22 protein-coding genes are annotated in these 26,959 nt (G+C 61.4%); 7 read left to right on the forward strand and 15 right to left on the reverse strand.

The genetic code is table 11. The features are described 5' to 3' along the window. Positions 1-80: 80 nt before the first annotated feature. Together AC4P1R_RS03925 and AC4P1R_RS03930 are read right to left on the reverse strand one after the other, a co-directional pair. Positions 81-1,481, reverse strand: coding sequence for a multicopper oxidase family protein (locus tag AC4P1R_RS03925; RefSeq protein WP_069460640.1), 1,401 nt, complete (start codon positions 1,479-1,481; stop codon positions 81-83). 116 nt (positions 1,482-1,597) lie between these two features. Continuing rightward, positions 1,598-2,833: an MFS transporter gene (locus tag AC4P1R_RS03930; protein ID WP_069460641.1), complete on the reverse strand. Its 1,236-nt coding sequence runs from the start codon at positions 2,831-2,833 to the stop codon at positions 1,598-1,600. 291 nt (positions 2,834-3,124) lie between these two features. Here AC4P1R_RS03930 and aspS point away from each other — a divergent pair, with 291 nt between their 5' ends. Continuing rightward, positions 3,125-4,912: an aspartate--tRNA ligase gene (gene aspS, locus AC4P1R_RS03935; protein ID WP_069460642.1), complete on the forward strand. Its 1,788-nt coding sequence runs from the start codon at positions 3,125-3,127 to the stop codon at positions 4,910-4,912. A 69-nt stretch (positions 4,913-4,981) separates the two neighbouring features. Here aspS and AC4P1R_RS03940 read toward each other — a convergent pair whose 3' ends face one another. The 9 genes from AC4P1R_RS03940 to AC4P1R_RS03980 all read right to left on the reverse strand — a co-directional run bounded on the left by AC4P1R_RS03940 (position 4,982) and on the right by AC4P1R_RS03980 (position 15,736). Beyond that, on the reverse strand, positions 4,982-6,307 hold the full coding sequence (locus AC4P1R_RS03940) for an extracellular solute-binding protein (RefSeq protein WP_069460851.1): 1,326 nt from the start codon (positions 6,305-6,307) through the stop codon (positions 4,982-4,984). A gap of 84 nt (positions 6,308-6,391) precedes the next feature. Beyond that, positions 6,392-7,240 (reverse strand): carbohydrate ABC transporter permease, encoded by an 849-nt coding sequence (locus AC4P1R_RS03945; protein ID WP_069460643.1) that lies wholly within the window; start codon positions 7,238-7,240, stop codon positions 6,392-6,394. Beyond that, positions 7,237-8,172 carry a carbohydrate ABC transporter permease gene (locus tag AC4P1R_RS03950; RefSeq protein WP_492177451.1) on the reverse strand — a complete coding sequence of 312 codons (936 nt, stop codon included), beginning with the start codon at positions 8,170-8,172 and terminating at the stop codon, positions 7,237-7,239. The genes AC4P1R_RS03945 and AC4P1R_RS03950 overlap by 4 nt, the downstream gene beginning before the upstream one ends. Continuing rightward, positions 8,165-9,265 carry an ABC transporter ATP-binding protein gene (locus AC4P1R_RS03955; RefSeq protein WP_151611007.1) on the reverse strand — a complete coding sequence of 367 codons (1,101 nt, stop codon included), beginning with the start codon at positions 9,263-9,265 and terminating at the stop codon, positions 8,165-8,167. Before AC4P1R_RS03955 ends, AC4P1R_RS03950 begins: the two co-directional genes overlap by 8 nt. 243 nt (positions 9,266-9,508) lie before the next feature. Next, the gene (gene arfA, locus AC4P1R_RS03960) at positions 9,509-11,017 is read right to left on the reverse strand and encodes an arabinosylfuranosidase ArfA (protein ID WP_151611938.1); all 1,509 of its coding nucleotides are present in this window, start codon (positions 11,015-11,017) and stop codon (positions 9,509-9,511) included. A gap of 105 nt (positions 11,018-11,122) precedes the next feature. Continuing rightward, the gene (locus tag AC4P1R_RS03965) at positions 11,123-12,049 is read right to left on the reverse strand and encodes an ArsR/SmtB family transcription factor (RefSeq protein ID WP_069460647.1); all 927 of its coding nucleotides are present in this window, start codon (positions 12,047-12,049) and stop codon (positions 11,123-11,125) included. A 242-nt stretch (positions 12,050-12,291) separates the two neighbouring features. After that, positions 12,292-13,920 (reverse strand): chaperonin GroEL, encoded by a 1,629-nt coding sequence (gene groL, locus AC4P1R_RS03970; protein ID WP_069460648.1) that lies wholly within the window; start codon positions 13,918-13,920, stop codon positions 12,292-12,294. A 130-nt stretch (positions 13,921-14,050) separates the two neighbouring features. Next, positions 14,051-14,269, reverse strand: coding sequence for a hypothetical protein (locus tag AC4P1R_RS03975; RefSeq protein ID WP_034854195.1), 219 nt, complete (start codon positions 14,267-14,269; stop codon positions 14,051-14,053). Between the two features lie 273 nt (positions 14,270-14,542). Next, complete coding sequence (locus tag AC4P1R_RS03980; RefSeq protein WP_069460649.1) at positions 14,543-15,736, reverse strand: aq_1923 C-terminal domain; 1,194 nt, start codon at positions 15,734-15,736, stop codon at positions 14,543-14,545. A gap of 465 nt (positions 15,737-16,201) precedes the next feature. On the opposite strand from AC4P1R_RS03980, the gene parC reads away from it, so the two are divergent. Then, entirely contained in the window at positions 16,202-18,478 is a 2,277-nt protein-coding gene (gene parC / locus AC4P1R_RS03985; RefSeq protein WP_069460650.1) for a DNA topoisomerase IV subunit A, read from the forward strand. A gap of 169 nt (positions 18,479-18,647) precedes the next feature. Next, positions 18,648-18,947: a metalloregulator ArsR/SmtB family transcription factor gene (locus AC4P1R_RS03990; RefSeq protein WP_069460651.1), complete on the forward strand. Its 300-nt coding sequence runs from the start codon at positions 18,648-18,650 to the stop codon at positions 18,945-18,947. A 110-nt stretch (positions 18,948-19,057) separates the two neighbouring features. On the opposite strand, the gene AC4P1R_RS03995 is transcribed toward AC4P1R_RS03990, so the two are convergent. The 4 genes from AC4P1R_RS03995 to hemB form a co-directional block, all read right to left on the reverse strand. Continuing rightward, positions 19,058-19,969 (reverse strand): DMT family transporter, encoded by a 912-nt coding sequence (locus AC4P1R_RS03995; RefSeq protein ID WP_069460652.1) that lies wholly within the window; start codon positions 19,967-19,969, stop codon positions 19,058-19,060. Between the two features lie 2 nt (positions 19,970-19,971). After that, positions 19,972-20,751, reverse strand: coding sequence for an arginyltransferase (locus AC4P1R_RS04000; protein WP_069460653.1), 780 nt, complete (start codon positions 20,749-20,751; stop codon positions 19,972-19,974). A 118-nt stretch (positions 20,752-20,869) separates the two neighbouring features. After that, positions 20,870-21,334 (reverse strand): RDD family protein, encoded by a 465-nt coding sequence (locus AC4P1R_RS04005; protein ID WP_069460654.1) that lies wholly within the window; start codon positions 21,332-21,334, stop codon positions 20,870-20,872. Positions 21,335-21,405: 71 nt separating this feature from the next. Beyond that, positions 21,406-22,419 carry a porphobilinogen synthase gene (hemB, locus tag AC4P1R_RS04010; RefSeq protein WP_069460655.1) on the reverse strand — a complete coding sequence of 338 codons (1,014 nt, stop codon included), beginning with the start codon at positions 22,417-22,419 and terminating at the stop codon, positions 21,406-21,408. A gap of 183 nt (positions 22,420-22,602) precedes the next feature. On the opposite strand from hemB, the gene AC4P1R_RS04015 reads away from it, so the two are divergent. The 4 genes from AC4P1R_RS04015 (at position 22,603) to glyA (ending at position 26,952) form a co-directional block, all read left to right on the forward strand. Then, positions 22,603-23,040 carry a DUF6163 family protein gene (locus tag AC4P1R_RS04015; protein WP_069460656.1) on the forward strand — a complete coding sequence of 146 codons (438 nt, stop codon included), beginning with the start codon at positions 22,603-22,605 and terminating at the stop codon, positions 23,038-23,040. A 133-nt stretch (positions 23,041-23,173) separates the two neighbouring features. Next, positions 23,174-23,698, forward strand: coding sequence for a transcriptional regulator LdtR (gene ldtR, locus AC4P1R_RS04020; protein ID WP_069460657.1), 525 nt, complete (start codon positions 23,174-23,176; stop codon positions 23,696-23,698). Positions 23,699-24,139: 441 nt separating this feature from the next. Then, the gene (locus AC4P1R_RS04025; RefSeq protein WP_069460658.1) at positions 24,140-25,471 is read left to right on the forward strand and encodes a L,D-transpeptidase family protein; all 1,332 of its coding nucleotides are present in this window, start codon (positions 24,140-24,142) and stop codon (positions 25,469-25,471) included. Between the two features lie 185 nt (positions 25,472-25,656). Next, entirely contained in the window at positions 25,657-26,952 is a 1,296-nt protein-coding gene (gene glyA, locus AC4P1R_RS04030) for a serine hydroxymethyltransferase (protein WP_069460659.1), read from the forward strand. Positions 26,953-26,959: the final 7 nt, after the last annotated feature.

Raw genomic sequence — 26,959 nt, forward strand, 5'->3', positions numbered from 1 at the left:
CGGAATTTTATTCACTGTGGCGAAAATGAGGCTTGTGCACCCCGTGTATCGTTTCGTAGCACCTGTCACAATCGAAAATGTCAGACGACCTTGAAATAACCGGTCATGCCGGTCTTTTGATGTTCGATGATATGGCAATGGATAACCCAGGCGCCGGCATTGTCGGCAACCAGTGCTAATTCCGCCCGCTCATCGGGCAGAAGCAGAATCGTATCCGTTGGCGGCGGCAGGACACGCCGTTTGTTGGAGCGCAGGATACGAAAGCTGAGGCCGTGCAGATGGATCGGATGCGCATGCGGTGTGCGGTTCGCGATTTCGAGCACATAGCTTTCGCCGAGCTTCAATTCCTCGATCGGGGCGATCGGGTCCGGCGTATCTCCGGACCACGGCACCTTGTTGAGCGCCCAGAAAGTGTAGCCGAGGGAACCGCAGATCGAAGGCATGGACTTGTGCTCGGCCGTCGCCGTCAGGTCGATCGGGATGCGCTTTGCCGTCGAAAGGTCCGCTTCGGCGATCGTATTGGCGGGGAGGGGCGTGACGTCGCCGAGGTCGCGTTTCAACGAAGCGCCGACCGAGCGGAAGCCGGCGATCGTCCAAGGCTGCGAGCCGCGGAAATTGCCGAGCGTGACCTCGGCGCCCTCGCTTTCTGGCATGCGCAGGACGAGGTCCAGGCGTTGCCCGGGGCCGAGATCGTAGCGTTGGAGCAGGAACGGGCGCTCGACGGAGTTGCCGTCGAGCGCGATGACTTTTGCATTGGCGCCTTCAAGGCCGAGGGTGTAGATGCGCGTGACGTCGGTTGCGGCGATGCGCACCCGAACGAGGCCGCCGGCGGGCGCGTCGTAGATGGGTTCGCGCTGCCAATTGGCCGTCCGGACCGTGCCGTATGTCCCACCGCGAGCGGCGTCGCGCGGCTTGAAGGGAGCGATGAACTTTCCGCCGGCGCCAAGCCGCCAGTCGCGGAGATTGAGGACGATTTCCCCGTCGAATTCGGGGTCTTCGGGATTCTCGACGACGAGCACGCCGGTCAGCCCCCGGCCCATCTGCGTCAGCGTATTGCAATGGGGGTGATACCAAAAGGTGCCGGCGTCCGGCGGCGTGAAGACGTAGTCGAAGTGGTCGTCCGGATAGACATAGGGCTGCGTCAGTTCCGGCACGCCGTCCATCGCATTGGCAATGCGCAAGCCATGCCAGTGGACGGTCGTCGGTTCGTCGAGCCTGTTGACGAGCCTCGCCGCGAAGGTCTCGCCCTTGCGCATCCGCAAGGTCGGCGGCATGCCTGAATGGGGCGCTTGGCCGAGCGCATAGGTCATGACGGGACTGGTGCCCTCGGCCGCGATCTGCGTCTCTGCCGTTTGCGCGGTCAGCATCTGCCGTTCGGGTGCAGCCCCGGCCCGTGCCGAGAGCCCTGCGCCGAGCGCAAAGGCGCCTCCGATCGCGGCCGAGCCGTGAAGAAAGGAGCGGCGGCTGAGCATCGGCGTCATGGTTTTCTAGATCCCGGATTCTGGACGGGAGGTCGCCTCCCTCACTACTCGATCGCTTCTAAAGCTGATTTTTACTTTCAGCAATTCGCAGCATTTGCACATCTTGACGCAGGCGATCACCGATCGCGTTTCGAGTTGCCGCCGACCAGCTTGTTGAAGAAGGAGGAAGTGCGTAGCAGGTTGCGAAACGGCATCGACCGTTCCTCCGCCGGGACCGGGGCGCGGGCCGTCATGCGTCGGATCGTATAGAGCATGAAGAGGGCGAGGATGCCGGCCGTATAGATAAAGAGTGCCTGGGGCCCGAAAAGATCGAGCAGGAAGGACGCGAAGAGCGGCCCGATGATGGCGCCGAGCGACCAGAAGAAGAGCATGCCGGCGGAAACGAGCGCATGCTGACCTTCTGCCGCGTGGTCGTTCGCATGGGCCGAACAGAGCGAGTAAAGCGGCATGGCGAAGGCGCCGAAGGCGAAGATGCCGGCAAAATTCAGCCACTCGTCGCTGCCGGCGCCGAAGGCGAGGAATAGCCCCGCCAACAGGGAGCCGAACGTGGCGATCAGGATGATCAGACGCCGGTCGAACTGGTCGGAATAGTGCCCGAGCGGATATTGCAATACGACGCCGCCGATGATTCCGGCGCTCATGAACGTGGCGATTGCCGTCACGGAAAGGCCGATCCCCTGCGCATAGATCGGCCCGAGCGAGCGGAAGGCGGCATTGGTGAGCCCGACCACGATGCACCCGATCGTGGCGAGCGGCGAGATGTTCCAGAGCGCCTTGACGTCGAAACGGATAGCTTCTGGCGCGATTGGACTGGAGCGATCGGCAAAAGAGATCGGCACCAGCGAAAGCGTCAGCGCCATGGAAATGATGGCGAAGAGCTCGAAACCGCCGATTCCGACGGCCGGTATCAGGTATTGCGCAGCGGTAACCGAACCGAGGTCGACGACACGATAGATCGACAGCGTACGCGCTCGGTTGGCATTGGTGACGCTGGCATTGAGCCAGCTTTCGACCGTCGCAAAGAGACTTGCGAAGCATATGCCGGCGACGAGCCGCATCAGGAACCAGAACCCCGGCTCGACGACGAGCACCATCGCGATCGCTGCGGCCGAGGCGATCGCCGCCATGGCGGAGAATGTGCGGATATGGCCGATCGAACGCAGGATGCGGGTTACGTAGACGCAGCCGATCGCGAAACCGACATTGTAGCCTGCGCCGATCACGCCGATGAGCGAGGTCGAAAACCCTTCTTCCAGTGCCCGAAGCGAAATGAAAGTGCCCTGCAGCCCGTTGCCGCCGATGAGGATGCCGGCGGTGGCGAGGAGGGGGATGAGCGGACGGATATTTGACATGGGTCGCATCCGGACCTGCAGTCGCGGCTTGAGAGGACGGGAGAGGCTCGGTCTATCTAGCGGTAGCAGGCGCTCGGGGACAGTAGCGATTTGTAGCCTCCCATCCGCTTTGTGTCGGTTCAGGCAGAATCGCGGCGGGAGGGGCACTCGCCGAGCCGATCTTGCCGGGATGGCGTCGCGGCCTTGACAAAAGCGGCGCATCATGCGCTTTTCCGCCCGATTTCGACCAGTGCCGCCGCGCGCCGCCTTTGCGAGCCTCACGCGGTCCTCTGCAATTTCCAGGACTAGACGATGCACCGTTACCGCAGCCACACCTGTGCCGCCCTCCGCAAGTCGGATGTCGGCTCCACCGTTCGCCTCTCCGGCTGGGTTCACCGCGTCCGCGACCATGGCGGCGTGCTCTTCATCGATCTGCGCGACCATTATGGCGTGACCCAGGTCGTCGCCGATCCCGATTCCCCGGCCTTCAAGATGGCGGAGACGGTGCGCGGCGAATGGGTGATCCGCGTCGATGGCACGGTCAAGGCCCGCACCGAGGATACGATCAACAGGAACATGCCGACCGGCGAGATCGAGCTCTATGCCGGCGAGATAGAGGTGTTGTCGGCCGCCAAGGAATTGCCGCTGCCGGTATTCGGCGAGCCGGATTATCCGGAAGACGTGCGCCTTAGGTACCGCTTTCTCGATCTGCGTCGCGAAACGCTGCACAAGAACATCGTCAAGCGCACCGAGATCATCGGTGCCATGCGCCGGCGCATGAACGAGATCGGCTTTACCGAATACACGACACCGATCCTGACCGCTTCCTCGCCTGAGGGCGCGCGCGACTTCCTGGTGCCGAGCCGTCTTCACCCCGGCAGCTTCTACGCGCTGCCGCAGGCGCCGCAGCAGTACAAGCAGCTACTGATGGTCGCCGGCTTCGACCGCTACTTCCAGATCGCCCCCTGTTTCCGCGATGAGGATCCGCGCGCCGACCGCCTGCCCGGCGAATTCTACCAACTCGACCTGGAGATGAGCTTCGTCGAGCAGGAGGACGTCTGGGACACGATGGAGCCGATGATCCGCTCGATCTTCGCGGATTTCGCAGGCGGCAAGCCGGTCACGGAGAAGTTCCCGCGCATCCCCTATGACACGGCGATCCGTAAATACGGCTCCGACAAGCCGGATCTCCGCAACCCGATCGAAATGCAGGAGGTCACCGAACACTTCGCCGGCTCCGGCTTCAAGGTCTTCGCCAATATGATCGCCTCCAACCCGAAGGTGGAGATCTGGGCCATTCCGGCAAAGACCGGCGGCAGCCGCGCCTTCTGCGACCGCATGAACGGCTGGGCGCAGAGCCAGGGCCAGCCAGGCCTCGGCTACATCTTCTGGCGCAAGGAAGGGGAGAAGCTGGAAGGCGCCGGCCCGCTTGCCAAGAATATCGGCGAGGAGCGCACGGACGCGATCCGCACGCAACTCGGGCTTGAGGATGGGGACGCGTGCTTCTTCGTCGCCGGTGAACCCGCCAAGTTCTACAAGTTCGCCGGAGAAGCCCGCAGCCGCGCCGGCGAGGAACTGAACCTCGTCGACCGCGACCGCTTCGAACTGTGCTGGATCGTCGACTTCCCGTTCTATGAATGGAACGAAGACGAAAAGCGCGTCGACTTCGCCCACAATCCTTTCTCTATGCCGCAGGGCGGCCTCGAGGCACTCTCTGGCGACGACCTGCTCTCGATCAAGGCGTTCCAGTACGACATGGTCTGCAACGGCTTTGAAATCGCGTCGGGCTCGATCCGTAACCAGTCGCCGGAGCTCATGGTCAAGGCTTTCGAAAACGTCGGCCTCAGTCAGGCGGATGTCGAAGAGCAGTTCGGCGGCCTCTACCGCGCTTTCCAGTACGGCGCGCCTCCGCATGGCGGCATGGCGTTTGGCATCGACCGCATCGTCATGCTGCTGGTCGGCGCCAAGAACCTGCGCGAAATCTCCCTCTTCCCGATGAACCAGCAGGCGGTCGACCTTCTCATGGGCGCGCCGTCGCCGGCGACGCCCGCGCAATTGCGTGAACTGGCGATCCGGCCGATCCCGCAGAAGAAGGACTGAGTTCCTTCCTTTAAAACAAAAAGGCCCGGCGATCGCCTCGCCGGGCTTTTCTTCGCGGCGCGCGCGTTCTCAGATATTGGCGAGCAACTCGTTGATGCGCGATTCCATGTCTGCCAGCGCCGCGTCGATTTCCTTCTGTCCGGTGATCGCTGCATTCATCTCCTGGCCGATGATGTCTTGAATGGCGAACTGGCGTTGCACGGTCGAGGGGAGCGGCGTGCCGAGCGTTGCGACGGCCGCGATCGTGTCGCGATGCGGCAGCGCCTTGAACTCCTCCGATTCCAGCACCGCCTTCACAGCCGGAAGATGGCCGGTGCGCGACCACTCGAAATCGTTGTCGTTGAAGAACTTCAGGAATTTGCCGATCGCCGCTTCTTCCTCTGGTGTGCGCTGCTTCTGCGAGACGGCCCAGCTGTGCCCGTCCGCATATTGCGCCTTTGTGCCGGGGAAGAGCTGCGGATAGGGATAGACGGCGTAGCCGCCTGCATTGAGCGCCGTTCCTGATGTTTCCGATGAGGCGGTGTAGTCGCCGATCACCCATGTGCCGTTCAAATGAACGCCGCCTTCGCCTGCGAGGAAGGCGTTGATGCCGGCGGCGTAATCCATGTCCTTCGTCGTGTAATCGTTGTCGTAGATCGCTTTGTACATTTCGAGCACGCGTCTTGCTTCCGGCGTATTGAGCTTCACCTGCTCGGGGTCGGCGAAGAAGTCGGAATCCTGCTGGAAGAGATAGGTGTAGAGGTTGCGCGTATAGAGTGCCACCTCATTGGCGAGGTTCTGAACGAAATAGGGTTTGCCGGTTTTCTCCTTGAACTGCTTGGCCTGTGCCATAAGCTCGTCGACGCTGGTCGGCAACTTCGGCGTGCCATCGGCATTGACGAGCCCGGCCTTCTTGAAGAGGTCCATGTTGATGTGGAACAGCATGGTCCAGTTGTCGATCGGCAGGCCATAGATACTACCGTCCTTGGTGACGCCGCTGAGGCTTGCTTCGGTGAAGTCGGAGGGCGCGATGCCGACTGATTTGAGGAGATCATCGAGCGGCATCAAGAGCCCCCTCGACTGGTAGTCTCCGAGTACGGAATGGTGGATGGTGACGATGTCCGGCGGATCGCCGGCCGCAAACTGCGCCGTCAGCTGGTCGTAACCCGGCCATTCGACCGTGGACACGCTTACGTGCACGTCCGGATTGTCGGCATTGAACTTGTTGATCAGCGACGTGATGATGCCGCATTCTCCGACGGCCTTGCCGACGTCGGTGTTGGTGCCGAACTCCGCGTCGCAGGCGCCGAAAAAGCGTTGCACGGTGAGCTCCGTTGCCGCAAGGGTAGGCGTCGCCGTTGCCAAGGCAAACGCAGAGGCGGCTGCCAGCATGTATTTGCGCAGGGTAAGCGTCATTTCCATCTCCTCCTCATCGGGTCGTCGACCCTTGCTGACTCTCCTCCCGAGAGCCGATTGCCAACGTTCATCGATGGGCTGCCTTCAGCGCACGGCGGCGCCGGAGACGGCCGTCACGATGTATTTCTGGAAGAACAGGTAGAGAATGAGGATCGGCGCGCCTGCGAAGACCGCCTGCGACATCAGGAAGCCAAGCCCCTCCGATTGCGCGAAGTTCGTCTGCGTCGAGGCGATGCCGATCGTCAGCGTGTACATTTCCTTCTTCGTGCCGGAGATCAATGGCCAGAAGTAGTCGTTCCAGGAAGACAGGAAGGTGAAGATGCCGAGCGTTGCCTGGGCAGGCAGTGTCAGCGGCAGCAGCACTTTCCAGAAGATCTTGAAGCGGCTGGCATTGTCGAGCAATGCGGCCTCGTCGAGCTCCTTCGGGATGGCGCGGAAATATTGCGTCATCAGGAACACGCCGAAGGGGGCGGCCAGGCCTGGCAGGATCAGCCCATGATAGGTGTTGTGGAATTTCAGCCAGCTGAAGAGCTGGTGGCGGGCGATCAGCACCGCCTGCTCCGGAACGGCGAGTCCGAGCAGAACAATGACGAACAGCGTATTCCGGAACGGAAAGTTCAATCGCGCAAAACCGTAGCCGGCGAGTGATGAGAGGACCAGCGTGAAGATCGTCAGCGTGCCCGAGACGATCATACTGTTCAGAATCCAGCGGAAGACCGAGGACGTCGCCAGGATATTGATGTAGTTGACGATCGTATACGGCGCATGGAAGACGGAGTTCATATCCGTCATCAGTTCCTTGTTGTCCTTGAGCGACATCGCGACGACCCACGCGATCGGCGCCATCATCAGAAGCGCAAGGCTGATCGCCAGGATAAGGATGATGCGATCGCCGGTCGAGCGCCCGACCATGCCGGAAGAAATGGAGCTCATCCTTCTACTCCCTTTCGACGCGAGATGAAGTACTGCGTGAGCGCTGCGATCATGATCAGAATGAAAAGGATTTCGGATGCTGCGGCGCCAAGCCCGAGATCCCATTTGGTGAAAGCCGCCTCGTAGATATAGAGCACGATCGGCTTCGAGACGTTGTTGGGACCGCCCTGCGTCATTAGCCGCGCCTGCCCGAAGAGCTGGAACTGCAGGACGATCTCGATGATTATCACCAGGACAAAGGTGCGCCGGATTGAGGGCAGGGTAATGTGCCAGAGGGTGCGCCAGCGGCTCGCATTGTCGAGCGCCGCAGCCTCGTAGATATCCTGAGGCACCTGCTGCAGGGCCGAGAGAAACAGCATCATCGGCAGACCGATGCACCACCAGACGGTCGCGATTGCAATCCCGATCATTGTCAGCTTCGGATCGGAGAGGAAAACGGGCGCGGTTGCGCCGAACCAGCCATAGATCGTGGCGAGCAGGCCGAAATTGCCGATGAAGACGATGCGCCAGATCAGCGTGACGATCGTCACCGACAGGACGGACGACGAGAAGTAGACGGTGCGCAACGCGGCGGCTGTTCTCGTCTTGCGATTGAGTGCCAGCGCCAGCAAGAGCCCGATGAGGGCAAGCGCGGGAACGGTTAGGAAAACGAAATAGAAGGTATTGCCGACCGCCTGGAGGAAGATCTTGTCCCTGAAGAGCCGAAGATAATTGTCGAGGCCGACGAACCGCCCGGTGCCGAAGGCATCGGCCTTGTGCAGGCTGAGCCAGACGCCCCAGAAGAGCGGTACGACGAGCAGCGTCACGAAAAAGATGAGGTAGGGCGCGACGAAAAGCGCGTTGCGCCAGAGCGGCGCGTTGATGTTCTGCGCCGCCTGCCGAGCGGCTGGCCTGGCGGTCGAGTTGCTGCCGGGGAGGGCCGCCTCAGCCATGGGCCGTCTCCTCATTGTGCCAGGCCCGGCCTGCGGCGTCGAAAAGGTGGGTGCGAGCGCCGTCGAGTGTCAGGGCAATTTCGTCGCCGATCGCGATGCGGCTGTTGCCGATATCCTCGGCGACGATGGCGCTTCCGTCCTTGAGGCGAGCATAGAGCAGCGTTCGGTCGCCGAGCCGTTCGATCACATCGACCTTGCCCGTGGTCGTCGCCGTCCCGCCATGCGCGAGCTTGACCGCCTCGGCGCGAATGCCGAGCGCGTGCTCGCTACCGTTGATCCCGGCAAGAGGGATCGCCGTCTGCAGTTCGGTCCCGTCCGGCAATCTTGCTCGAACAAAACCTCCCTGGATCGAAAGGCTGACGGGCAGGAAGTTCATCGTCGGCGAGCCGACGAAGGTCGCAACGAAGCGGCTTGCCGGGCGCGAATAGATCTCCATCGGCGTGCCGATCTGCTCGATCTTGCGATTGTTCATGACGACGATGCGATCGGCGAGCGTCATCGCCTCGATCTGGTCATGGGTGACGAAGACCATCGTCGATTTGACGCGGTTGCGAAGCTGGGCGAGTTCGACGCGGGTGCGCACACGCAGCGCCGCATCGAGATTGGAGAGCGGTTCATCGAACAGGAAGGCCTTCGGTTCCTTGACGATGGCCCGGCCGATCGCGACGCGCTGACGCTGGCCGCCGGAAAGCTGGCCGGGCTTGCGTTCGAGCAGGTGGCCGATTTCCAGCAGGCGCGCGGCTTCCGCGACGCGGGCGGAAATGACATCGGCCGGCACGTTGATGTTGCGCAGTCCAAACGCCATGTTATCGGCGACGGTCATGTGCGGATAGAGCGCATAGCTCTGGAACACCATGGCGATGTCGCGCTTGCCCGGTGGCAGGTTGTCGATGCGCTGGCCGTTGATCGCGATCGTTCCCTCGTCGACGCTTTCGAGGCCGGCGATCATGCGCAGAAGCGTTGACTTGCCGCAACCCGAGGGCCCCAGGAACACCATGAACTCATTGGCCTTGATCGACAGCGACAGGCCGTCGAGGACGGTCAGCGAGCCGTAGCGCTTGCTGACACTCTGAATGTCGATATGGGCGGTCATGCGGCTGCTCCGATCGGGCAGTCAGAATGGGGAAAGCTGATATACACATTTGGTCGGAACGCGCCGGACGCCATGGTTCTCGGGTGGCTCGGCGAGCCTCGACCGGTCAACGATAGTGCCAAAACAGAAGCGCTTGCTCCCATCTTCTCCTCCCAGCGGCACGTCGAGCCTGTGCCTAAACGATAAATCATACAATTGGAATGTCAACAATATTACGATATGTATCGGTTATCATGATATTAATCAACGCAGCCGGATCATGCGGTAGGAGAGGGGCGGAATCCTGGCGCCGAGTCTTCCATCCGAAGCCACAGCACCGTCTCCCTTCCTCGGGACCACATTGTCCGGTCTTTCGGCCGTGTTGGTGGCGTTGATGTCCGAATGAGCGAGCACCTGGTCATCGACAATCGTCAGCGCGCCGAAGTCGATCAGGCGGACGTTGAGATCGAGCGTTTCCGTGCCATGCCGGTTGACGATGAAGAAGGTGACGGCTTTTTGGTCGGTGTCATGGACGGCCGATACATCGAGATACGGCACGTCGCCGAGGCCCTCGACCCGATAGGTCGGGCTGTCGACATGCAGCTTGAGAGCCGTCCCGCGACCATAGGCCGAGGCGAAATAATAGGGATAGAAAATCGTCTGGCGCCAGGCCGGCCCGCCCGGCACCGTCATGATCGGGGCGATGACATTCACGAGTTGCGCCAGGCAGGCGATCTTCACGACGTCGGCGCGGTTGATAAAGGTGTTAAGGATGCAGCCGACCTGAAGCACGTCCTCGAAATTGTAATCGTCCTCGAGCAGGGCAGGCGCGTGCGGCCATCCATGGGCGCCCGCAAGTGTCTCCTTGTCGCGTTCCTTCGAATGATACCAGACATTCCATTCATCGAACGAGATATAGACGCTCTTGTCCGAGCGCTTCTTGGCCTTGACGTAAGCGATCACGCCGGCGACTGTGCCGATATAGTTGTCGAGTTCGATGCTGCGGGCGAGATAGTTGGCGGTGTTCTTGGCGCGGTTCTCGAAATACATGTGCAGCGAGATGTAGTCGACCTCGTTGTAGGTGTGATCGAGAACCGTCGCTTCCCACTCTGGATAGGTCGGCATGTGCGCATTGGAGGAACCGCAGACGACCAGCTCGAGCGAGCTGTCGAAGGCGCGCATTGCCTTGGCGGTCTCGTGCGCCAGCCTGCCATATTCATCAGCGGTCTTGTGGCCGATCTGCCAGGGGCCGTCCATCTCGTTGCCGAGGCACCAGACCTTGACGCCCCAAGGCTCGGCGCGGCCGTTGGCGCGGCGCTTATCGCTCCATACGCTGCCGCCTGGGTGATTGACGTATTCTAGGAAGTTGCGGGCCTCGTCGAGTCCGCGCGAGCCGAGATTCACGGCGAGCATCATCTCCGTGTCGACGGCCGCACACCATTCGGCGAATTCATGGATGCCGACCTGATTGCTTTCTGAGGTGTGCCAGGCGAGATCGAGGCGGACCGGCCGGCTCTCTTTCGGACCAATGCCGTCTTCCCAATTGTAGGCGGACACGAAATTCCCGCCCGGATAGCGGACGATCGGAACCTTGAGTTTCCTGACAAGATCGATCACATCCCGGCGCATGCCGTTCTCGTCGGCGGTTGGATGGTCGGGTTCGTAGATGCCGGTATAAACGGCGCGCCCGAGGTGTTCGATGAAGGAGCCGTAAAGGCGGGGATCGATATCCGAGATCGTATACTTGCTGTGTACCGTGACCGCAGCCTTCATGCATTCCTCCACTACATCATAATTCATGATTTATATCATAAATCAGGATGAATAAAGCGGAAGCCGCGGCGATGGTCAAGAGGCGATATTTGCCCCGCACAAGTCTCAGCGCGTTTTGAGGCGCAAGAGGATATCCTGGTCGTAGTTGCCGAAACCACGGCCGAAGATGTTGACCCCGCCGGGGTGGCGGGCATTGTCGCGCACGCCGACGCGAAGCCGGATCGAGTGATGCTCTTCGACCTTCAGGTCTGCGAGCTTGACATTGGAGATACGCAGGCCATCGACGAAGGCGCCGTCATCATTGACCCTGAAACTCTTGAGCTTGCCGTATTGCGAGCCCTTGAGCTTCCACCAATCCGGCGTGAAAACCCCGCGTTTGTCGCCGAAATCACCCGGAGACGTCCAGGTTCCGATGTCGACGCCATTGACCGTCAGCGTGATGTCGGAAGGCCAGTCGGCGCTGGTTCCAGGCACTTCCGAGCTCAACTCCATGACGAATTCGACCTCGCGAATAATGGTATTCGTCAGCCGCGCATTATTGGGAAACTGATACTCGACGTAGCCGCGCGTGAACCAGATGAGCGCCGCCTTCATGCGGTCGGGATCGAGGAACGTGTCGGGGACGTCGAGCAGGCCGATGATGCCGTCGACCGAGCAAAGCCCGCAAGGGGCGGTCACCTCGAAGCTCGTATAGAGCCCGAGCGGCATCGACACTTCGATCGCGTCCGGTTCGGTTTCCTTGATTTCATTCTTGAAGACGACGAGGACTTCGTCATAGACGCTATGGCAAACCTTCTGGTTTCCCTTGCGCGCCTTCTGCGTTTCGGTGCGGATGAGCCCGGCCTCCTCCAGCATCTGAACGTTGGTCGAGACGCTCGACTGCGGCAGCTTGAGGATGTCCGCAATTTCGTTGACGTTCAGCGGCCCCTTTTTGTGCAGGAGCTTCAACACAGAGACCCTTGCCGGTGAAGCGAGCCCCTTCAGAATGGGCATGCCTTCCTCCGGGTCGACGACAAGAAAATTGCGGCTCATGGGGCTCCGATAGACAGGGATGAAAATGCGTATCGATGTTCTATATCAAAGAAAGTGATTTATTCAATCGCGTCTTCGCTCGACAAGCGCTCGAAATGACAAGAAGAGATGGCCGGCGTTTCGCTCCGCCCCGCTGCGATTCGAGCTGACAATACGGGGTCGTACGACCGCCCTGCCAACGTGCGGGGCACACAACAGCCGCGCTGTGATCTGCGCTTGTTTCAGGGCTCGTTCCGTCGTTCTTAGAAATCCATGCCCGGTGCCGGCGGCATCGGTGACTGCCCGTCCTTCTTCGGTTTCTCGGCGATCATCGCTTCGGTCGTCACCAAAAGGCCGGCAACGGAGGCTGCATCCTGTAGCGCCGCGCGCACGACCTTGGCCGGGTCGATCACGCCCATTTCGAAGAGATCGCCGAATTCGTTCGTCTGGGCATTCCAGCCGTAGGAGAAGTCCGACTTCTCGCGCAGCTGCCCGACAATGATCGATCCTTCGGAACCGGCATTCTCGGCGATCTGGCGGACCGGCGCCTCGACCGCCCGGCGAACGATCTCGACGCCGACGCGCTGGTCGTCATTGGCCGTGGGCACGCTGCCGAGCGCCTTGACCACCCTGAGCAGCGCGACGCCGCCACCCGGCAGGATACCTTCTTCGACCGCCGCGCGTGTCGCGTGCAGCGCGTCGTCTACGCGGTCTTTCTTTTCCTTCACCTCGACCTCGGTCGAGCCGCCGACACGGATGACGGCAACGCCGCCGGCGAGCTTTGCCAGCCGCTCCTGCAGCTTTTCGCGATCGTAGTCGGAGGTCGTCTCCTCGATCTGTGCCTTGATCTGCGCGACGCGGCCGCTGATATCCTCCCTGCTGCCGGCGCCGTCGACGATGGTCGTGGTCTCCTTCTCGACCATGATGCGCTTCGCCCGTCCGAGCGTGTCCATGGTGACGTTCTCAAGTTTGATGCCGAGATCTTCGGAGACGACGGTGCCGCCGGTGAGAACCGCGATATCCTCCAGCATCGCCTTGCGGCGATCGCCGAATCCGGGTGCTTTGACGGCGGCGATCTTCAGTCCGCCGCGAAGCTTGTTGACGACGAGCGTGGCGAGCGCTTCGCCCTCGACGTCTTCAGCGATGATCAGGAGCGGCTTGCCGGCCTGGATGACCCCTTCGAGGATGGGGATCATCGCCTGCAGGTTCGAGAGCTTCTTCTCGTGAATCAGGATATAGGCATCTTCGAGTTCCGCCCGCATCTTCTCCTGATTGGTGATGAAGTAGGGCGAGAGATAGCCCCTATCGAATTGCATGCCCTCGACCACTTCGAGCTCGATCTCGGCGGTCTTGGCTTCCTCGACGGTGATCACCCCCTCATTGCCGACCTTTTCCATCGCTTCGGCGAGATAGCGGCCGATCTCCGCATCCCCATTGGCCGAGATCGTCGCGACTTGAGCGATTTCCTCGTTCTTCGAGACTTTGCGGGCGTGCCCCTGGAGTTCCTTGACGATCGCGTCGACGGCGAGGTCGATGCCGCGCTTCAAATCCATCGGGTTCATGCCGGAGGCTACGGCCTTGGCGCCTTCCCGAACGATCGCCTGGGCGAGCACGGTCGCCGTCGTCGTACCGTCGCCGGCGACATCGCTCGTCCGCGAGGCGACCTCACGCAGCATCTGCGCCCCCATGTTCTCGAACTTGTCCTCAAGCTCGATTTCCTTGGCGACGGAGACGCCGTCCTTGGTGATCCGCGGTGCGCCGAATGATTTGTCGATCACCACGTTTCGACCCTTGGGGCCAAGCGTCACCCGGACGGCATTGGCCATGATATCGACGCCGCGTAACATGCGGTCGCGAGCGTCGGTATTGAACTTGACGTCTTTGGCAGCCATGTGCGCCTCCTCCCTCAGCACGGAAATCTTTGTTCCTCCGCGTCCGGCCTCATAGGCAGCCGGTCCGCACTCATTTTTGGCATTCTCGCACCGCCCCGGAAGCGACGCGCTCCCGAGGCCTGCACTTGCCTCACTCTTCGACGTCGTCAGGCGTCAGGATGTCGATCAATGCCGCGACGCGGCCGGCGGGAAGATGGCGGCCCTCGCCGATCAGGGCCTCGTCATTGTTGACCCAGGCGATTGCCTCGGCAAGCTCGCTTGCGGTTGCGCCCGTTGCAAGAAGTTCGGCCATCAGAGTCTCGTCGACCGGGCCGAGGATAGCGGTGATATCCGACTGCTTCAGTCCCATGGCGTACTCCTTCCGTTTCATCGGTCGGGCGATGCACGACTGTCGGCAACCCAGATAATAGATAGGCAGCCGCCTTCATCCATCAAGCACACCATCATAGCATCAATCGGAGGGATAAAAAAAAGCCCGGCGCCAGGGCTGCGCATGTCTCCTTGAAACGACCTCGTTTCAAGGAGACATGCAGCAACTCAAGAATGCTACAGCGTCGCGCGTCTGAAAAAGACGCGCGACGCTGGAGATTTTGGCTGCCGTACGGGTCGGCGGCAGCGGCAATCAATCGTTCGCCGCCACCGTCACGCCCAGAACCGACGGAAGCGTATTGGGCGCGCCCATGGCCGCGCCCATGATCATCGGAAACGGCACCGGCTTCTCCGGTTCGGCGCTGATGGTCAAGCTCTTCGGGCTGTCGAGATAGGCATTGACGGCAGCAGTCACCTGGTTCTGCAGTTCCGGCAGGTTGAACTGAGCCATCATGATCGGCACCAGGCCCTTCAGCGACTGCGCCAGTTGCTCGCCGGTGACCCCCTGTTGGCTGCCAGCGAAATCGAGCGCCTTTTTCGTGATCGACGCGTCGTCGAAGCGGATCGAGGCGCTGTTGAACGTCAGTTGCTGCATCAGGCCGAGCATGGCGAGGCCCATTGCCTGCTCTGCCTCTTTCTTGTTCGGGTTTGCCTCGGCCGCCTTGACTGCTTCCTGCATCGATTTCAGGAACTCGAGCGTATAGCCGGAAAAGTCCATCGTGATATTCAGCCGTCCGATGTTCTGGAAATCCAGGGCGTATTCCTCGAGTGCGAGATTACCGCTCTTGAGTTCCCAACTTCCTTTCATGGTGATCTTGCCGTCGATCTGCTGCAGGCCGAGCTTCTCGATCGCTTCCTTCGCCTTGGCGTCGTCCATTTCGGAGAGGTCCGCCTGCACGCCGGCGATGATGGCATCGAAGTCGAATCCGGCGTCGTTCTCCTGTCGCGTCAGATTGCCTTCCATGCTGGAAATGGTGAAGGCCTCCTTGCCTTTCACCGTGAGCACCAGCGGTCCGGTGCTGAAGGATTCATAGAGCAGGATGTCGTTGATCGTATCGCCCGACGGATCGCCGGGGATATCGAGACCGCCAATGGCAATATCCTTCAGGGAGATTGCATCCTTTCCGTCCTTCGCATCGACGTCCGGGAAGGAGACCGTCTCGGCGTAGTAGCCGCCGTCGTCCGCTTCCTCGACGCCCTCGAACGTCACCTGACCGATATCGAAGGATTGGCCGGGCTTGGCTGCCACCTGCAGCTTGACGCCCGTGACGGTCACGGTATCGCCGTCGGCCTCCGCCTTGTCGAAGCTAAGCTTGGACCCGTTGAGCTCGAGGGCGGCGCTCAGCTTCCTCACCATGTCCGCGCCGTCTAGGGCAAAGGCCGGGCCGGCAAGCGTGAGAAAGGCGGCGCCGGCCATCATCAGGCGGATCTTGCGCGCGTTCATCATATTGGATTTCCTTTGAAAAAAAATTCGTCGTTAAGTGGTATCCGGAGTCGCCCGTTGCAATCTGAGCGATGTTGGTGCCCTCCGTCAAATCGGCACGGCAATGGCTGCGGAAACGCCGCCGGCGAACATCCCGCCGGCCTTTCCACGCGGGCGCATTCCGATGCATGCGTTGCGGTTGCGGCACTCGCTCTCCCTCAGTCCCAAATCGGTCACGCCAGACCCTAATACGAAACTCGGCAAATTTATATTGCCGCCTGCAATCGCGCGTCATGCCTGATGGATCATGCTTTCCGGAAGGTTAGCCGCAGTGCGTTCAAAACGTCGGAAAGGCAAGCGGAGGGTGCAGGTTCTCCACAAGGTTGCGCAAAAGCGTTCTACGGTTTTGCGATCGGAACCTGCGGCAAACCCATGGATATCTGCTTTGGAATCCTTGCCGTGGCGGACCCGGTGCGCTAGCAAGAGCATATGGGACAGAGCCTTTTGCCGCCATCTGGCGGAGACGACAACATTCTGCCGGTTGACCTCAAGGCAGCGCTGGAAGAGCGCTATCTCGCCTACGCACTGTCGACCATCATGCACCGCGCGCTGCCGGATGTCCGAGACGGGCTGAAGCCGGTTCATCGCCGCATCATCCACGCCATGAGCGAGATGGGGCTCAGGCCCAACTCCTCGTTCAAGAAATGCGCGCGCATCGTCGGCGACGTCATCGGTAAGTTCCATCCACACGGAGACCAGTCCGTCTATGACGCGCTGGTGCGCCTCGCGCAGGATTTCTCGCAACGCTATCCGGTCGTCGACGGCCAGGGCAATTTCGGCAATATCGATGGCGACAACGCTGCCGCCTATCGATACACCGAAGCCAAGATGACCGAGGTTGCGGCCCTCCTCCTGGAGGGAATCGACCAGGACGCGGTCGACTTCCGTCCGACATACAACGAGGAAGATCAGGAGCCGACGGTGCTTCCCGGCGCCTTCCCCAACCTGCTCGCCAACGGCGCCTCGGGCATCGCCGTTGGCATGGCGACGTCGATCCCGCCGCACAATGCGCATGAGCTCTGCGACGCGGCGCTCCATCTCATCCGCCACCCGAATGCGACGGTGGAGGAGCTTCTGTTCGATCCGGCCAATCCTCAGCGGGGCGGGATCGAGGGGCCGGATTTCCCGACCGGCGGCGTCATCGTCGAGAGCCGCGCCAGCATGATCGAGTCCTACCGCACGGGCCGCGGCGGGTTTCGCGTGCGCGCCCGCTGGGGTGTGGAGGATCTGGGCCGCGGCGGCTATCAGATCGTCGTGACGGAAATTCCATACCAGGTGCAGAAGTCGCGGCTGATCGAAAAGATCGCCGAACTGCTCGTGGCCCGAAAGCTGCCGCTGCTCGAGGATATTCGCGACGAATCGGCCGAGGATGTGCGCGTCGTCCTGGTGCCGAAGAACCGCACCGTCGACGCCAATATCCTGATGGAATCGCTCTTCAAGCTGACTGAACTCGAAAGCCGCATTCCGCTCAACATGAATGTCCTGTCGATGGGCCGCGTGCCGCGCGTCATGGCGTTGAACGAGGTGCTGAGCGAATGGCTGGCGCACCGCCGCGAGGTGCTGCAGCGACGTTCCCGCCACCGGCTTGCCGCAATCGACCGGCGGCTGGAGATCCTCGGCGGCTATCTTGTCGCCTATTTGAATATCGACGAGGTCATCCGCATCATCCGCGAGGAGGATGAGCCGAAGGCGGTGATGATCGAGCGCTTCGGCCTGACGGACGTCCAAGCCGAAGCGATCCTCAATATGCGGCTGCGCTCGCTGCGCAAGCTTGAGGAATTCGAAATCCGCACCGAATTCGACGCGCTCTCCAAGGAAAAGGCCGAGATCGAGGCGCTGCTCGCATCGGATGACAAGCAATGGCAGACCGTCGCCTGGGAGATCGGCGAGGTCAAGAAGAAGTTCGCCAAGGCGACCGAGATCGGCAGGCGGCGCAGCACCTTCGCCAACGCGCCCGAGGCCGATATCGAAGCCATCCAGCAGGCGATGATCGAGAAGGAGCCGATCACTGTCGTCATTTCGGAGAAGGGTTGGATCCGGGCCCTCAAGGGGCACATTTCCGACACGTCCTCGCTGCAGTTCAAGGACGGCGACGCGCTGAAGGTCGCGTTCCCGGCGCAGACGACGGACAAGATCCTTGTCTTCACCACCGGTGGCAAGGTCTATACGCTCGGCGGCGACAAGCTGCCGGGCGGGCGCGGCCACGGCGAACCGCTGCGCATCATGGTCGACATGGAAACCGATCAGGATGTGCTGACGGCGCTCGTGCACGATCCAGCGCGCAAACTCATCGTCGCGTCCGCCGCCGGCAACGGCTTCGTCGTCACAGAGAGCGATATTGTTGCCAATACCCGCAAGGGCAAGCAGGTGATGAATGTCGCCATGCCGGACGAGGCGAAACTCGTGGTTGCCGTGAAGGGCGATCACGTCGCGGTCGTCGGCGAAAACCGCAAGATGCTCGTCTTTCCGCTGGTGCAGATCCCGGAAATGGCCCGCGGCAAGGGCGTGCGCCTGCAACGCTACAAGGATGGTGGCATTTCCGACATTCGCTGCTTCGCCATCGCGGACGGCCTCACCTGGGAAGACAGCGCCGGCCGGGTCTTCACCAAGTCCAAGGACGAACTGATCGAGTGGCTCGGCGATCGTGCCGGGGCCGGCCGTGTCGTCCCCAAGGGCTTCCCGCGCAGCGGCCGCTTCAGCGGCTGACCGCAAGATTCGGCATCTTGAAATTACAGGTTGCTGCATCATCTTGAATAGGCGCCCCCGCCTTTTCTCCAGGCGGGACTTTCCGCTGGGGGCGCCATCACTCTTTGACCCATGATTCCTGAAGTCCGACGAGACGCGGGGGAATCCTGCGCCCGGAGAGAGGAACGCGATGATTTCGGCCCTTGACGACACCTTGCTGGCGCTCGCCGACCCGACGCGCCGCCGCATACTCGAAGTCCTGCTCGCTGGCGAGGCCTCCGCCGCGGATATCGCCATCGCTGTCGGCGTTCGACGGGACGAGCTTTTAAGGCATATGACGGTTCTCGAAGAGGCGGAGCTGATTTCCCGGCGATCGCAGGGCGAGGGCGAACTGATCGCCGCCAATCCGGCGCCGCTGGAGATCGCGGCCGAATGGATCAACACCAATCGCGAACTCTGGGCGATGCGCTCTCAGATGCAGGAAACATAGAGCAGCCGCCCTGAACCGATTTTCGGAAAGCTCGATGCGCAGATTCAAAGCGTGACGGCGATGTTTGCGCGTCCAATGCGTCTGAAAAGACGCGCGGCGCCACAAGGCACTCAACCGGCAAGCGGTTGCTCCGGGCAGGAATGCTGTGGCTTTGCCATCTTATGGCGCATCTGCCGGAGCGAATGGCCGACCAAGGCCAGGATCAGGATCGCGCCACCCAGAAGGGTCTGGGCCGTGGGCGTTTCGGAAAAGATGATCCAGACCCAGATCGGTGCCAGCACCGTCTCCAGAAGATAGAACATGCCGACTTCAGGCGCCGAGAGATAGCGCGGCCCCGTCGCCAGACAGAAGAAGGCGAGGGGGATCACCACGAGCCCGTTGACGAGAATGTAGCCGGGCTCGGCGATGGAGAAGCCGTCGGATGGCAGGAGCAGGAGCGCGGCGAGTGCCGGAAAAATCGCGGTCGTCAGTGGCACCAGCGCCATGTCCCGGCCACTGGCGCGGCTGACGGTGATCGCACTTGCCAGCAGGAAAGCGGAGCACGCGGCCATGGCGTCCCCGAAGAAATGACCGCTTTCCAGGCCATCCGCGACGATCACTCCGACGCCCAGAAGCATGAACGCCATCGTCAGGAGCGTGGCGCGGGAAGGCCGCTCCTTCAGGAATATCCAGGAGAGAATCGCCGCGAACATCGACGTGAATGCAAGGATGAAGACCACATTCGCGGTCGAGGTATTGAATACCGCAAGCAGGAAGGTGAAGGAATTGATGCCGTAGAAGAGACCGGCCATGAGACCGGCCTTGCCGGGGATCAGCGCGGTCGGCCGGCGCAGCACGCGATTGATAACGAACCAGGCGAGGATCGCGACGGCGAAGGTCGACAGGCTGCGCAAGGCGAGCAGCGACCAGACCTCGCCGTTCGCCGAGCGGATCAGCGGAATGTCGAAGGAAAGTGCAAGGCCGCCGAGGCCGGTGATGGCAAGACCACGCCGGTGGCGGGCGGCGTCAGGAGAGTGGCGCAAGATTAGTCCGTGGAGGTGTGTCTGGATTCGGGATCGCCAGCATAGCGCTCCCAGCCGCGCGCCATAAGATGCTCCTGCGGCAAGAATTTCGTCTTGTAGCCCATTTTCCGGGAGCCCTTGACCCAATAGCCGAGATAAACATGCGGCAGGCTGCGTTCCTTCGCCCTGCGGATGTGGTCGAGGATCATGAAGGTGCCGAGCGAACGGTTCGAAAGAGCCGGATCGAAGAAGGAATAGACCATCGACAGCCCGTCGCCCATACGGTCGGTCAGCGCCGTGGCAACGAGCGGACCGCGGGCCCTTTCGCTGATCCCGTCGCCCTCGGCCCGCAGCCGGTATTCGATGATGTGGGTATGGACATGGGTGTCCTCGACCATCATCGCGTAATCGAGCACGGACATGTCGGACATGCCGCCCTTCTGGTGGCGGTTGTCCAGGTATCGGCGGAAGAGGTTGTATTGCTCGCTGGACGGTTCGGCCGGATATTCGGCGGACATGATGTCAAGGTTGGCCGCGAGCACGCGGCGCATCGATCGGGTCGGCGCAAATTCGTTGGCGAGAATGCGCACGGAGACGCAGGCGCGGCAGGTTTCGCAGGCCGGGCGATAGGCGATGTTCTGCGACCGGCGAAAACCGCCCTGAGTCAAGAGATCGTTGAGCTCGGGGGCTCGTTCACCCACCATGTGGGTGAAGACCTTCCGTTCCATTTCGTTCGGCAGGTATGGGCACGCTGCCGGCGCGGTCAGGTAGAATTGTGGAGACGGTGTGGTCTGTGTGTTCATCGAGCGTGGCGGTCACTCTTCGTGCGGCTCATCGCCATAGGATGGCCGAAGAATGGAAAACGTCAACACACTCGTTCGGCAAGACACCAGCAAATTCAGGTGGGCTTGGCCGGGGCTGTCAGTACATGTCGCGCCGGACGACGACGGTGCCGATCAGAAGGTCGTGCAGCAGCCTCCCGCGATCAGTGAAGAGGCCGAGCAGCAGGATGAGCGGCGTCAGCAGTGCATTGGCGATCCAGAAGATAGCCAGGTGCACGATGGCCGTCAGGAAATCCATCGGCCGCCCGTCGGTGCGGGCGATTGCCACGCCCATGACTTTCATCCCCGGCGATGCCTGATCGCGTCCGCCGACGGTGAGCCCGAAATAGAGCATCGCCACCAGCGCAAACAGAATCGGATAGAGGAAAAAGCCGAGGCCGAGCGTAAGGATGCCGATGAAGAAAACGACCACCGCCGCCGGGATCCAGAGAAGCGCGACAATAACGTAATCGAGGATGAAGGCAAACACCCGGCGCGACAGGACGCCCTGATAGGCGCGCCAATCCTGGCTCGGAAGTCGGAGTTCTTGGTCGTGCATGCTCATTTCGGCCCTCGCGTCGTTCCCGAATCATATGGGGAGCGATTCCGACAAAACAATGCGGGCTGCCGCAAGCGTCAGGGATTTTGAAGGAGCTTTGCCGCCTCGACGGCAAAATAGGTGAGGATGCCGTCGCAGCCCGCCCGCTTGAAGGCAAGCAAGGTTTCGAGCATCACCCGTTCGCCGTCGATCCAGCCATTGGCGGCGGCCGCCTTGACCTGCGTGTATTCGCCCGACACCTGATAGGCGAAGACGGGCAGGCCGAAGGCCTCCTTCATTCGCCAGCAGATGTCGAGATAGGCCAGTCCGGGCTTCACCATCAGCATGTCGGCGCCTTCTTCGACGTCGAGTGCGGCATCGCGAATTGCCTCGGTGCCGTTGGCCGGGTCGATATAGTAAGTCTTCTTGTCGCCCTTGAGCAGTCCGCCGGTGCCGATCGCCTCGCGATAGGGGCCATAGAAGGCGGAGGCGAATTTCGTCGCATAGGACATGATGCCGACAGTCTGGTGACCGCTCGCATCAAGCGCTTCGCGGATTGCGCCGATCCGCCCGTCCATCATGTCGGAAGGAGCGATGATGTCAGAGCCGGCATTCGCCTGGATCACGGCCGCCCTGGCAATCGCCTCCACCGTCTCGTCATTGACGATCTCGCCGTCGCGCAGGATGCCGTCGTGGCCGTGACTGGTGAAGGGGTCAAGCGCCACGTCGGTGATGACGCCGATATGGGGAACTGCTTTCTTGATCGCTCGGGTCGCCTGGTTGATGAGGTTGTCGGGCGCGAGGCTGTGCGAGCCGGTCTCGTCGCGCAGCGCCACGTCGATATTGGGGAAGGTGGCGATGGCTGGAATGCCGAGATCGGCCGCTTCCTTTGCCGCCTCGACCGCCTTGTCGACGCTCATGCGGTTGACACCTGGCATCGCTTCGATCGGGTCGACGATGCCATTGCCGGGGACAATGAAGATCGGCCAGATCAGGTCGTCGACGGTGAGGCGGTTTTCCTGGACCAGCCGACGCGTCCAGTCCGCCTTGCGGTTGCGGCGCATGCGGCGGTGTCCGGTTATCCTGTCCACAAGATTTGTGCTGCCGTTCATCGCGCCTGGCGCCTTTCCTTCGTCTCTATCCTGAACGCGGTTTATCACGCGCCTCACCGGGTTGAAAACAGTCTTGCGAGGCGCGTGCCTGCGGCATTTTTCGCTCGACGAGAGGTGTGATCGAGATCGCCTTCCCGTCCTTCGTGCTGGTGCGCCGAATGCGCACGGCCTATCTTGCGACCTATGCTTCATGATTCTCAGCATGTGCCGAAGCCGTCGCTTGTCGAAATTCTCTTCGGCTGGTTTCTGCGGCTGGTGTCCATCGCCTGTTTCTGGTTCGCGCTCGAATACTGGGCGATGCTGATCGGTTTTTCCCATGGCGGCGCCGGCCGGTTCGATCTCTTGCCGCCTCAATGGCGCGCGGCCGCGACGGCGCTTGCCGTCGTCTACCCGGTTGCGGCGATCGGTCTGTGGCTGCTCGTCTCCTGGGGTCCGGTGGTCTGGGTCGTCGCCGCTGCAATCGAAATCGCGATGTACGAGTCCTATCCGGGCATTCTCGGCGCACGTCCGTTCCTGCTCCTGCTGCACGGGAGCGTCGCCGTCACCTTCGTCCTCTTTCGTGCCGTGCTCTATTTTCAGCGGCTGCGCCAGGCGCGGAAGGTAAGGGTTGATTCACCCTGAGACAGGCTCCGGCAGTGGTAAGTACATGTTAAGGCTGCGGTTTAAGTAGAATTTTATACGTATTCGATAGGGTCTCACTCAAGGCGGGAAAACAAAGAGACACCGCCAAGCGAAACAGTGAGGCACGAAGAAAATGAACACGAAAATGAAGCCGCAGGCCGCAGCGCCCCAATACACCCAAGGTAATCTCCAGGAAGAGACGATCCGTGGTCTCTATCTCGAATCCCTTCACCTCGTCGAGCGTTTGCATCGGCGCCTGCTGGACGTCATCAAAGACGAATTCGACCGTCAGGGCCGCAGCGACGTCAATGCCGTCCAGGCGCTCTTGCTCTTCAACATCGGCAACTCCGAACTGACCGCCGGCGAGCTTCGCTCACGGGGTTACTATCTCGGCTCGAACGTTTCCTACAATGTCAAGAAGCTGGTCGATCTCGGTCTAATAAACCACCAACGCTCCCGCGTCGATCGCCGTTCGGTTCGCATCAGCCTGACCGAGGAAGGCCAGGAGATCGCCGAAACGGTCGCCAGGCTCTATGAGCGCCACATCGTCTCGATCGACAAGGTCGGCGGCATCGGCTCCGAGGAGTTCACGCAGATGAACAAGCTCTTGCAGCGCCTCGATCGCTTTTGGAACGACAGCATCATGTATCGCCTTTAGTTGGGCGGCGGTCACCTCCAGCACCAGAGGTCGGGCGCAATCCCTGCGTGTCCGGCCTTTGCTGATATTGTCCGCGGTGATTGTGGGCGCTCCTCCGCCGGCGGTCGGCCGTTTTGGCCGCCGAGACACGAATCGGCCATATTGCTGTGACAGCGACGCAGGCACGCGGCAGGTTCTCGTGTGCGGTTGCGTTTCGTCGCCGTCCGCCTGCCGGTATGGCTCTCGCTTGCATGACCGTGTAGGTATGTGTGGGGCGGGTGGGCATGCGAGTTAACCTTTGTTAACCACGTTCGTGCTACTGCTTGTCTCCTTGAATCGACCTCTGGTGAGGGAGGCATGCAGCAGTTCAAAGAGCTGTAGCGACCCCTGCGCGTCTGATGGGACGCGTGGGCGCTGCAGGGCTCGGGCAGCGCGTTTCGACGCATTGAGATGGTAGGGACTATGTCGAAAAAGAACGGAATTGATGCTAACTCGCGTCGCGCATTTCTGCGCTCGGCCGCAGCGTTTGGCGCCGCGGCATGGGCCGGGTCTGCGTATGCTCAGACGGCGCTGGATGAGCTCATCAATTCGCCGCGTCGCGGCTCCTGGGACGACCAGTTCGACGCAAAGGCCTCGCGCACCGCAACGGCAGTCCTCTCCAACACGCCGGTCTTCGGACCCGAGACGATCGCGCATGTGCAGCAGGCGATTTTCGACTACCAGCAGATCGTCGCCGCCGGCGGATGGCCGATGGTAACGGCGCCATCGACCGTGCGGCTGGAACTCGGGGTGAACGACCCAGCCGTCCAGCAGTTGCGTCAACGGCTGATGGTCTCCGGCGACCTGCCTCGCGCGGCCGGCATTTCCTCCGCCTTCGATTCCTATGTCGACGGCGCGGTCAAGCGATTCCAGGCCCGCCACGGGCTGCCGACGGACGGCGTGATCGGCGAGTTCACGCTGAAGGCGCTCAATGTCGACGCCGCCACCCGACTGGCTCAGCTCGAAACCAACCTCGTGCGGTTGCAGTCGATGTCCGGCGATCTCGGCCGCCGCTATGTCATGGTCAACATTCCCGCAGCCTATATCGAGGCGGTCGAGAACGGTCGCGTCGTGCTGCGCCACACCGCCATTGTCGGCAAGATCGACCGCCAGTCGCCGATCCTCAACTCCAAGATCTACGAGGTCATCCTCAATCCCTATTGGACCGCGCCGCGCTCGATCGTTCAGAAGGACATCATGCCGCTGATGCGCAAGGACCCGACCTATCTGGAGCGCAACGCCATCCGCCTCTTCGATGCCAGCGGCAACGAAGTTTCGCCAGAAACGGTGGACTGGAATGCGGAAAAGGCGCCGAACCTGATGTTCCGGCAGGATCCGGGCAAGATCAATGCGATGTCCTCGACGAAGATCAACTTCCACAACGAGCACGCGGTCTACATGCACGACACCCCGCAGCAGGGCCTGTTCAACAAGCTGATGCGCTTCGAATCCTCCGGCTGCGTACGCGTGCAGAACGTGCGTGACCTTTCGACCTGGCTGCTCAAGGAGACGCCCGGCTGGTCGCGCCAGCAGATCGAGGCGACGATCAAGTCGGGAGTCAACACGCCGATCGAGCTCGCCGAAGAGGTGCCGGTCTATTTCACTTACGTCACCGCATGGTCGGCGAAGGATCGCGTAGTCCAGTTCCGCGACGATATCTACCAGCGCGACGGCGCGGCCGAACTCGCGCTGCAGACCACGACCGGAATCGAGCAATCGGCCGGACCGATCGACGCCGACGCCCTGCCGCAATAAGCAAGGTGCCGTATTCTTCGACAAAGGCCGCGCATCTCCATGGAATGCGCGGCCTTTCACGTGATTGCGGTCTCGATATTTGGGCGCCCCGGATGGTGGAAATGGCGCAATCCGCATAGCGGATATTGCCCTCGGCGTGCGAGGAAGATAAAGGAACACCCACCTTTGAGAGGAGCCTCGAGCCGATGCTTGCACAGACCAACGACGCCTTTTTCACCCGCTCTCTCGCCGATAGCGATCCGGAGATCTCCGGTGCGATCGAGAAGGAGCTCGGTCGCCAGCGCCATGAGATCGAGCTGATCGCTTCCGAAAACATCGTTTCGCGCGCCGTGCTCGAGGCCCAGGGCTCGATCATGACGAACAAATATGCCGAGGGCTATCCGGGCAAGCGCTATTACGGCGGCTGCCAGTTCGTCGACATCGCCGAGGAACTGGCGATCGAGCGCGCCAAGAAGCTCTTCGGTGTCAATTTCGCCAACGTGCAGCCGAATTCGGGCTCACAGATGAACCAGGCGGTGTTCCTGGCGCTGCTGCAGCCGGGCGACACCTTCATGGGTCTCGACCTCAATTCCGGCGGTCACCTGACCCACGGTTCCCCGGTCAACATGTCGGGTAAGTGGTTCAACGTCGTTTCCTACGGGGTGCGTGAAGACGACCATCTGCTCGACATGGATGACGTTGCCGAGAAGGCGCGCAGGCACAAGCCGAAACTGATCATCGCCGGCGGCACCGCCTATTCGCGCATCTGGGACTGGAAGCGCTTCCGCGAAATCGCCGACGAGATCGGCGCCTGGCTGATGGTCGACATGGCGCATATCGCGGGCCTCGTTGCCGGCGGCCAGCATCCTTCGCCGTTCCCCCATTGCCATGTCGCGACGACGACCACGCACAAGTCGCTGCGCGGTCCCCGCGGCGGCATGGTTCTCACCAATGACGAAGAGATTGCCAAGAAGATCAACTCGGCCGTCTTCCCGGGTCTGCAGGGCGGTCCTCTGATGCATGTGATCGCCGCCAAGGCTGTCGCTTTCGGTGAGGCTCTGCAGCCCTCCTTCAAGGATTATGCGGCACAAATCGTCAAGAACGCCCGCACCCTTGCGGAAACGCTGAAGGCCAACGGTCTCGATATTGTCTCGGGCGGTACCGACAACCACCTGATGCTGGTGGATCTGCGCAAGAAGAATGCGACCGGCAAGCGTGCCGAGGCCGCGCTCGGACGCGCCTTCATCACCTGCAACAAGAACGGCATCCCCTTCGATCCGGAAAAGCCCTTCGTCACCTCGGGCGTGCGCCTCGGCGCGCCGGCCGGCACCACGCGCGGCTTCAAGGAAGCGGAATTCAAGGAAATCGGCGAGCTCATCGTCGAAGTCCTCGATGGCCTCAAGGCCGCGAATTCCGACGAGGGCAATGCCGCGGTCGAAGCGGCGGTCCGCGAGAAGGTGGTGAAGCTCACCGATCGCTTCCCCATGTACAGCTACATGTAATCGGAAG

It is taken from the genome of Sinorhizobium sp. Y406 (assembly GCF_058732025.1).